The sequence below is a fragment of the Devosia psychrophila genome, assembly GCF_000971275.1.
Lineage (GTDB): Bacteria > Pseudomonadota > Alphaproteobacteria > Rhizobiales > Devosiaceae > Devosia > Devosia psychrophila.
This window is the reverse complement of the sequence record NZ_LAPV01000141.1, coordinates 130803-137353: the sequence shown is the minus strand read 5'-3', so window position 1 is coordinate 137353 and position 6551 is coordinate 130803. Positions and strand designations below refer to the sequence as shown.

The following is a 6551-nucleotide window of genomic DNA, read 5'->3' as shown; positions in this document are numbered from 1 at the left end:
GTCAACAAGCGAGGGATAAAGTGTGAGGGTGATTTAAGCGACGAGGTAGATGCTTAACCTTGCACCCAGGCCGCTATCGCGCCGGTTAGAGTCTCAGCCAGGCTCTTGTCCTCGCCATAGACTAGCACGCGGGTTGGATCGACCGGGCCGGGAAAGGCGATATTGCCCAACGTTGTCGGCTCCCAGCCCAGCGGACAATAGTAATCGCGGTCGCCGACCAGCATGACGAACTCGCCATCACCACGCGCCAGAGCTCGCTTGGTGACCTCGCGGGCCAGCAGCTTGCCGGCGCCGAGCTTGCGGAAATTGGGGTGCGTGGCCAATGGACCGAGCATCCAGCCGTTGATGCCGCCGATCGAAATAGGCGTCATCCAGACCGAGCCGCAAGATTGGCCTTCGACTTCGGCAATGAGGCTCAGGCTCTCGTCAATATTGAACCGTTCGCGAATGCGATAGGCGGTCTTGGCAAAGCGGCCGGGACCGAAAGCAATAGCCTGCAACTCGTCGACGAAAGCATCGTCAGCCGCAGTCGCATAGCGAACGGTGGGAACACGAGCCGGAGAAGTGGAGACAGCAGCAGTTGCGGCCGAGGACGCAGGCGAGAAGGACATGGCAATGATCCAGAATGGAGATGCGTAGGACAAACCTGGCGCCTCAAAGAGCACCGTCTCGAAAGACCGCTTACGGTCGTCGTGTCACCAGCAAAACCTTTACCATCCTGGGCGCCTCCACGCCTGATTTCGGATTAGCACCATGGGGGCGTCGCGTAAAATGAAAATCATGGCCTGATGCCTCAAATTCAATATCTGCAGGGCGGCTGTGTCCGAAATGCACAACACTTCGTTTTGGAAGAGCCGCCTTATCGCCCGCCCTGCCCTGCCCTAAGTGTCAGGCAAAGCAAAACGACGAGCGGGATTTGACCTGCACAACGCGTCGACAACATGACGGAAAGATTTGATCGTGGGACAGTTGATCGACGGAAAGTGGTCGACCCAATGGTACGACACAAAAAAGACCGGTGGTGAGTTCAAGCGCTCGCAGGCCGGCTTCCGCAATTGGGTGACCGCCGACGGCAGCGCTGGCCCCACTGGCGAAGGCGGCTTCAAGGCCGAGGCAGGCCGCTACCATCTCTACGTGTCGCTGGCCTGCCCCTGGGCGCATCGCACGCTGATTTTCCGCAAGCTCAAGAACCTCGAAGACCTGATCTCGGTCTCGGTGGTTTCTCCAAGGATGCCCGACGAGACCGGCTGGAGCTTCGACAAGGCCACCGGCTCTACCGGCGATGACCTGCTGGGCAAGGACACGCTGTGGCAGGTCTATACCCAAGCCGTTCCCGACTATTCCGGCCGCGTCACCGTGCCGGTGCTATGGGACAAGCAGACCGGGCAGATCGTCTCCAACGAAAGTTCCGAAATCATCCGGATGTTCAACTCGGCCTTCAACGAGTTGACCGGCAATACCGATGATTTTTATCCCGAAGCGCTACGCGGCGAGATCGATACGATCAATGCCCGGGTCTATGACGACATCAACAACGGCGTCTACAAGGCCGGCTTTGCGACGACGCAGGAAGCCTATGAAGGCGCCGTGACCAAGCTGTTCGAGGCCCTGGACTGGGTCGAAGGCCTGCTCGGCGAGACGGCCTACCTCACCGGCGACAGCATCACCGAAGCCGATTGGCGGCTGTTCACCACACTCGTGCGCTTCGACGCGGTGTATGTTGGCCACTTCAAGTGCAATCGCCAGCGCATCGCCGACTACAAGAATATCTCGCACTACCTTAAGGCGCTGTATGAAGTGCCCGGCGTCAAGGAGACGGTCGATATCGACCACATCAAGACGCATTACTACTGGAGCCACCTCACCATCAATCCAACCCGAGTGATCCCGGTTGGTCCGGAGCTGGAGTTTTTGAAGTAAGCCGGGGCGTCTCGTTACCCACTGCCCTTTCCCCATCCACCAATTTTTCCTCGGGCTTGACCCGAGGATCATTCGCAGCTCGCGCCGGATTGAGAGTGGCCCTAGGGTCAAGCCCGAGGGAGAAACCGCGGGTGGCATAGCTGAGATGGGTGCCGTCAGTAGGGAGATGGCGCCGACCGGGCGGTTTAGCCACCTAATACCCCCAAACATCCCGCTTCGGCGCGCCGTCGAAATACTCATCAATCCGCTGCGAGGTGGCCGGTGTTACCTTTTCCGGCAGGGCATGCCGATCAAACCAGCCGATCTCGGCGATTTCCCGGTCCGGCTGCTTGTCGTGATCCTTCTCGAAGCTGGTCGCCACATAGAACGCCACATGGTCGCGGTTCGTGACCGGGCTGGTGTTGTGGTAGATGCCGAACAGCTGCATGGATCCGGTAACAAGGTAGCCGGTTTCTTCCAGCGTCTCGCGAGCCCCAGCATGTTCCAGCGTCTCACCCGGACTGACCCCACCGCCGGGAAACTGCCATCCCGGTACATGTTGATGTCGGATCAGCAGCACTCTGTCGCAATCCACCAGCATCACCCGCGACCCCATGGTCAGCCGGTGCCACAGGCCCTTGGCGGTCAGGAAAACCTTGGCGACCAGCTGTTGCGTGCGAGTCATCTGCATGAATTATCTCCTTGGAATGCCACCGGTAGCAGAGACTTGATGAGGACAAAATCGGCCCGAGCGGCGATTGGCCGTTTTCTTGCCCCCAAGCTTCTGGCATTACCCCCGCGATGATTACACTCGCTCATATTTCAGACATCCACCTGTCTCCCATGCCCGACGTCGGCTGGCGCGACCTGCTGGGCAAGCGGCTCACCGGCTATCTCAACTGGCGTTTGAAGCGCCACGGTGAGCTCAACAGTGAAACGCTGGCGGGTCTTGTTGCCCATATGCAGGCCCAGAATGCCGATTTTACGGCAGTGACAGGTGACCTGGTCAACCTTGCCATGAAGTTTGAGGTTGAGCGGGCGGGCGAATGGCTGTCGGCGCTTGGTCCGACTGACAAGGTTGCCGTTTGCCCCGGCAATCACGACGCCTATGTGCCCGGCGCGCTGGAATCCGCCCAGGATATCTGGGGCGACTATATGCGCGGCGAAACGCTGGACGATCAGGTGTTCCCCTTCGTGCGCCGCGTCGGCGAGCTGGCCATCATCTCCTGCTCCAGCGCCGTGCCGACGAGGCCGTTCCTCGCCATTGGCCGCTTCGACGAAAAGCAGGCAGAGCGCCTCGGCCGCATTCTCAAGGTGATGGGCGAGGCCGGCTATTTCCGCACCGTGCTGATCCATCATCCGCCCAATGCGGAACTGCAGCACCCGTCGTTTGGCCTCAAGGGCCACAAGCTGTTTCGCCAGATCATCGCCGAGCATGGCGCCGAACTGGTCCTGCACGGCCACACCCACCGCTCCTCGATCCACTCCATTCCCGGCCAGGGCAAGGAAGTGCCGGTAGTCGGCGTGGCAGCAGCCAGTGCGGCACAGGGCGGCACGCTGGACGATCCGGCGCGCTACAACCTGTTCCGCATAGAACGGGCAGGCGAAGGCTGGACCTGCACCATGCGCGAGTATGGCTTCCAGCGGCTGGGCACGGATATCGTCATGCGGCTGCAGATGCGGATCTGCTGAGCATCCCGCAGGGCAAATCGCTCCGGTGGAGCGATTTGAGCGAAGCAGGCCCTGAGGCCTACGGCCGAATGGCCCAGCCGTCCCGCAAACGCGATCATTGCCTCCCCCTCGACGGGGGAGGCTGGGTGGGGGTGCGAGCGCCCAGATATAAGGGCTAAACGTCCCCCTCCCTTGATCCTCCCCGCGGGGGGGAGGGTGTCGACTGCTAATTCGCGTAGGTATGAACGCCAGCGACATTGGCAAGCGCCCTACTCCCGCCACGTCCGCAAATCACCTATATGGTTGAGCGAACCCGAGTGATCCCAGCCTTGACCGAACAATTCCTCATCGAGCGCCCCGTCTTCGATTCCGCGACCGGCATCGCCAGCTTCGGCTATGCTCTGGGCGATCTGCACTTCGTCGAGACGCTCGATTTTCCGGCTGGCGCGGACCTCGCGGCGGCCGGAAGTGCCTCGTTCCGCAAGCTGCTCGACCTGACTGCAATCGTCCTTGGTGTCAGCTACTTCAAGCTGCGTGCGCCCTTCGAAATCGTGGCGCCCAATATCGCGCTGAGCGAGGCCGAGCGCGCCTTTGCCATCGATGTCTATGAAAACGGCCTCGGGGAATTCTACGCTCGCAACACGCTGCTGCGCTTCGGCAAGCTGAGCATTCATGCCCCGCATGACGCAGGGACCGCCCGGCCCGCCATTACTCTGCCCGATCGCACGCTGCTACCAATCGGCGGCGGCAAGGACTCGCTGGTGAGCGTCGACCTGCTGACCCACACTGGCGTCGAATTCACCCCCTTCGCCGTCAATCCCAAGGGGCCGATTCTGACCTCCGTCGACAAGATCGGCACTGCGCCGGTCTATGTCACCCGCACGCTCGATGCCGAGATGATCCGTCTTGGCAAGGAAGACGATTATTACAACGGCCACGTGCCCTCGACCGCCATCAATTCGATGATCGCCTCGCTCTGCGCCCTGCTCTTTGGCTACAACCAGATCGTGCTCAGCAACGAGCGCTCAGCCAGCGAGGGCAATGTCACTTTCGACGGGCGCGAAACCAACCACCAATATTCCAAGTCGCTCGGCTTCGAGCTGCTGATCGCCTCGGTGCTCAGCGATGCGACCGGCGGCGCGCTGAAATATTTCTCGCTGCTGCGTCCTTATTCCGAAGCGCGCATCGCCTCGCTGTTCACCCACGAGACCAAGTTCGACCGTGTCTTTTCGAGCTGCAACCGCAATTTCCGGCTGACGGGCAACGATGGACCGCTGTGGTGCGGCGAATGTCCGAAATGCCACTTCGTGTTCCTGATCTTTGCGCCCTTCATGGCCAAGCATCGTCTGCTGTCGATCTTTGGCAAGGACCTGCTCGACAACCCGGCCAACGAAGCCTCGTTCCGTGAACTGGCAGGCCTTGCCGGGCAAAAGCCCTGGGAATGTGTCGGCGAAATCCTTGAAGCCGCGGCCTGCCTTTACACCCTGACGCGGCATGCCGACTGGCACGAGGCGGCGGTGGTCAAAGCCGTCAAGGCCGACCTGCTGGCCCAGTATGGCGAGCCCAAGCTACAGATGGCCATGGCCGAATGCCTGACCGACAGCCACGACCACCACATTCCGCCGGCGCTCGCCGCCAAGGTGGCCGCCTATGCGGTTTGAAGAACCGGTCCTGCTCTATGGCGCCGGACGCGAAGCGCTTTCGACCCGCGCCTTCCTCAAGGCCCGCCAACCGGAGCTGCAGGTCTTCGTCACCGTCGATAGCGGCGAGAACACTATTCCCGATACCGAAATCATCGCCCCGGCCGACCTGCCCTCCGCCATCCGGGCCCACCGCTTCGGGCTGATCGTCAAGAGCCCCGGCGTCTCGCGCTACAAGGACGTGTTCGACATTGCCCGCGATGCGGGAATTCCGACCTCATCCAATCTCAATCTATGGGGCGCCGCCTATCGCCACGGCCGCACCGTCATCGCCATCACCGGCACCAAGGGCAAGTCGACCACCGCCACCCTGACCCACCTGATGCTGACCAAATCCGGCGTCGATGCTGGCCTCGCCGGCAATGTGGGCCTTGCCCCGCTCGAAATCGCCGATCGTCATGCCGTGGTGATTTTCGAGCTGTCGAGCTACCAGACTGCCGACATGAGCTTCTTGCCCGACATCGCGGCGGTGACTAATCTCTATCCCGAGCATGTCGACTGGCACGGCTCGGTCGAGCGTTACTACAAGGACAAGCTGCACCTGATCGACCGCGACGGCGGCTTTCCCGTCGCGCTTGGCGCGGCAGCAGCCGGAAATGCCCTCGTAGCCATGGCGGTGCGCGACCATCGCCGCCTGATCCGTGATCTCGCCCCGGATGAGCTGGCTGCAATCGACAAGGCGGCCGCTGGCTCACGCCTCAAGGGCGCCCACAATCTCGATAATGCCCACCTCGCCGCCCGCATAGCGCTGGCCGCTGGCGCAACTCTTGACGGCATCCTGCGCGGGATCACGGGTTTTGTGCCCCTGCCGCACCGGCTTGAAGAGCATCAGTTCGGCGGCACGCTGTTCGTCAACGACTCTATCTCGACGACGCCAGAGGCCACCAAGGCGGCGCTGGCCGCCTATCGCGGCTTTCGCCTGGCGCTGATCGGTGGCGGTCACGAGCGGCAGCAGGACTATGCCGAACTGGCCAGTTTGCTCGTTGGCTATGGCGTAACCACGATTGCCTGCCTGCCGGTGACCGGCACGCGCCTTGCGTCGGCTACCCGCGCCGCAGCGCCGCAAATCACCGTATTGGCCGAGCCAGACCTCGAAGCGGCAATGCACGCGCTCCATCAGCATCGCCATCAATTCGATGCACTGATCCTGTCGCCAGGCGCGCCGAGCTATAATCAGTTCAAGAATTTCGAGGAGCGCGGGCTCCGATTTGTAGCGCTGGCGCAAGCCATCTTCGGCTGACGCATACCAGATATGGCGACTTCCCGGCGCTCAAGGCGCCG

Annotated in this window: 6 protein-coding genes; 4 read left to right on the top strand and 2 right to left on the bottom strand. The window is 61.6% G+C overall.

Annotation, left to right across the window (positions count from 1 at the left end):
- Nucleotides 1–53 precede the first annotated feature (53 nt).
- Nucleotides 54–611, bottom strand: coding sequence for a GNAT family N-acetyltransferase (locus tag WH91_RS15720; protein ID WP_052952877.1), 558 nt, complete (start codon nucleotides 609–611; stop codon nucleotides 54–56).
- Nucleotides 612–960: 349 nt separating this feature from the next.
- On the opposite strand from WH91_RS15720, the gene WH91_RS15715 reads away from it, so the two are divergent.
- On the top strand, nucleotides 961–1920 hold the full coding sequence (locus tag WH91_RS15715) for a glutathione S-transferase family protein (protein WP_046171965.1): 960 nt from the start codon (nucleotides 961–963) through the stop codon (nucleotides 1918–1920).
- A 193-nt stretch (nucleotides 1921–2113) separates the two neighbouring features.
- On the opposite strand, the gene WH91_RS15710 is transcribed toward WH91_RS15715, so the two are convergent.
- Nucleotides 2114–2590: an NUDIX domain-containing protein gene (locus WH91_RS15710; RefSeq protein ID WP_082102204.1), complete on the bottom strand. Its 477-nt coding sequence runs from the start codon at nucleotides 2588–2590 to the stop codon at nucleotides 2114–2116.
- Nucleotides 2591–2700: 110 nt separating this feature from the next.
- Between WH91_RS15710 and WH91_RS15705 the strand changes: the two genes are divergently transcribed.
- From WH91_RS15705 to murD, 3 genes are all read left to right on the top strand, one after another.
- Entirely contained in the window at nucleotides 2701–3591 is an 891-nt protein-coding gene (locus WH91_RS15705) for a metallophosphoesterase family protein (RefSeq protein ID WP_046171946.1), read from the top strand.
- Nucleotides 3592–3899: 308 nt separating this feature from the next.
- On the top strand, nucleotides 3900–5231 hold the full coding sequence (locus tag WH91_RS15700; RefSeq protein ID WP_143078052.1) for a MurL-like N-terminal domain-containing: 1332 nt from the start codon (nucleotides 3900–3902) through the stop codon (nucleotides 5229–5231).
- Nucleotides 5221–6510, top strand: coding sequence for a UDP-N-acetylmuramoyl-L-alanine--D-glutamate ligase (gene murD, locus WH91_RS22710; RefSeq protein ID WP_052952875.1), 1290 nt, complete (start codon nucleotides 5221–5223; stop codon nucleotides 6508–6510). The genes WH91_RS15700 and murD overlap by 11 nt, the downstream gene beginning before the upstream one ends.
- Nucleotides 6511–6551: the final 41 nt, after the last annotated feature.

What these genes read in the sequence shown, in the direction of transcription:
- WH91_RS15720 (WP_052952877.1), bottom strand. Translation starts at nt 611, where the DNA reads ATGTCCTTCTCGCCTGCGTCCTCGGCCGCAACTGCTGCTGTCTCCACT.
- WH91_RS15710 (WP_082102204.1), bottom strand. Translation starts at nt 2,590, where the DNA reads ATGCAGATGACTCGCACGCAACAGCTGGTCGCCAAGGTTTTCCTGACC.
- WH91_RS15705 (WP_046171946.1), top strand. Translation starts at nt 2,701, where the DNA reads ATGATTACACTCGCTCATATTTCAGACATCCACCTGTCTCCCATGCCC.
- murD (WP_052952875.1), top strand. Translation starts at nt 5,221, where the DNA reads ATGCGGTTTGAAGAACCGGTCCTGCTCTATGGCGCCGGACGCGAAGCG.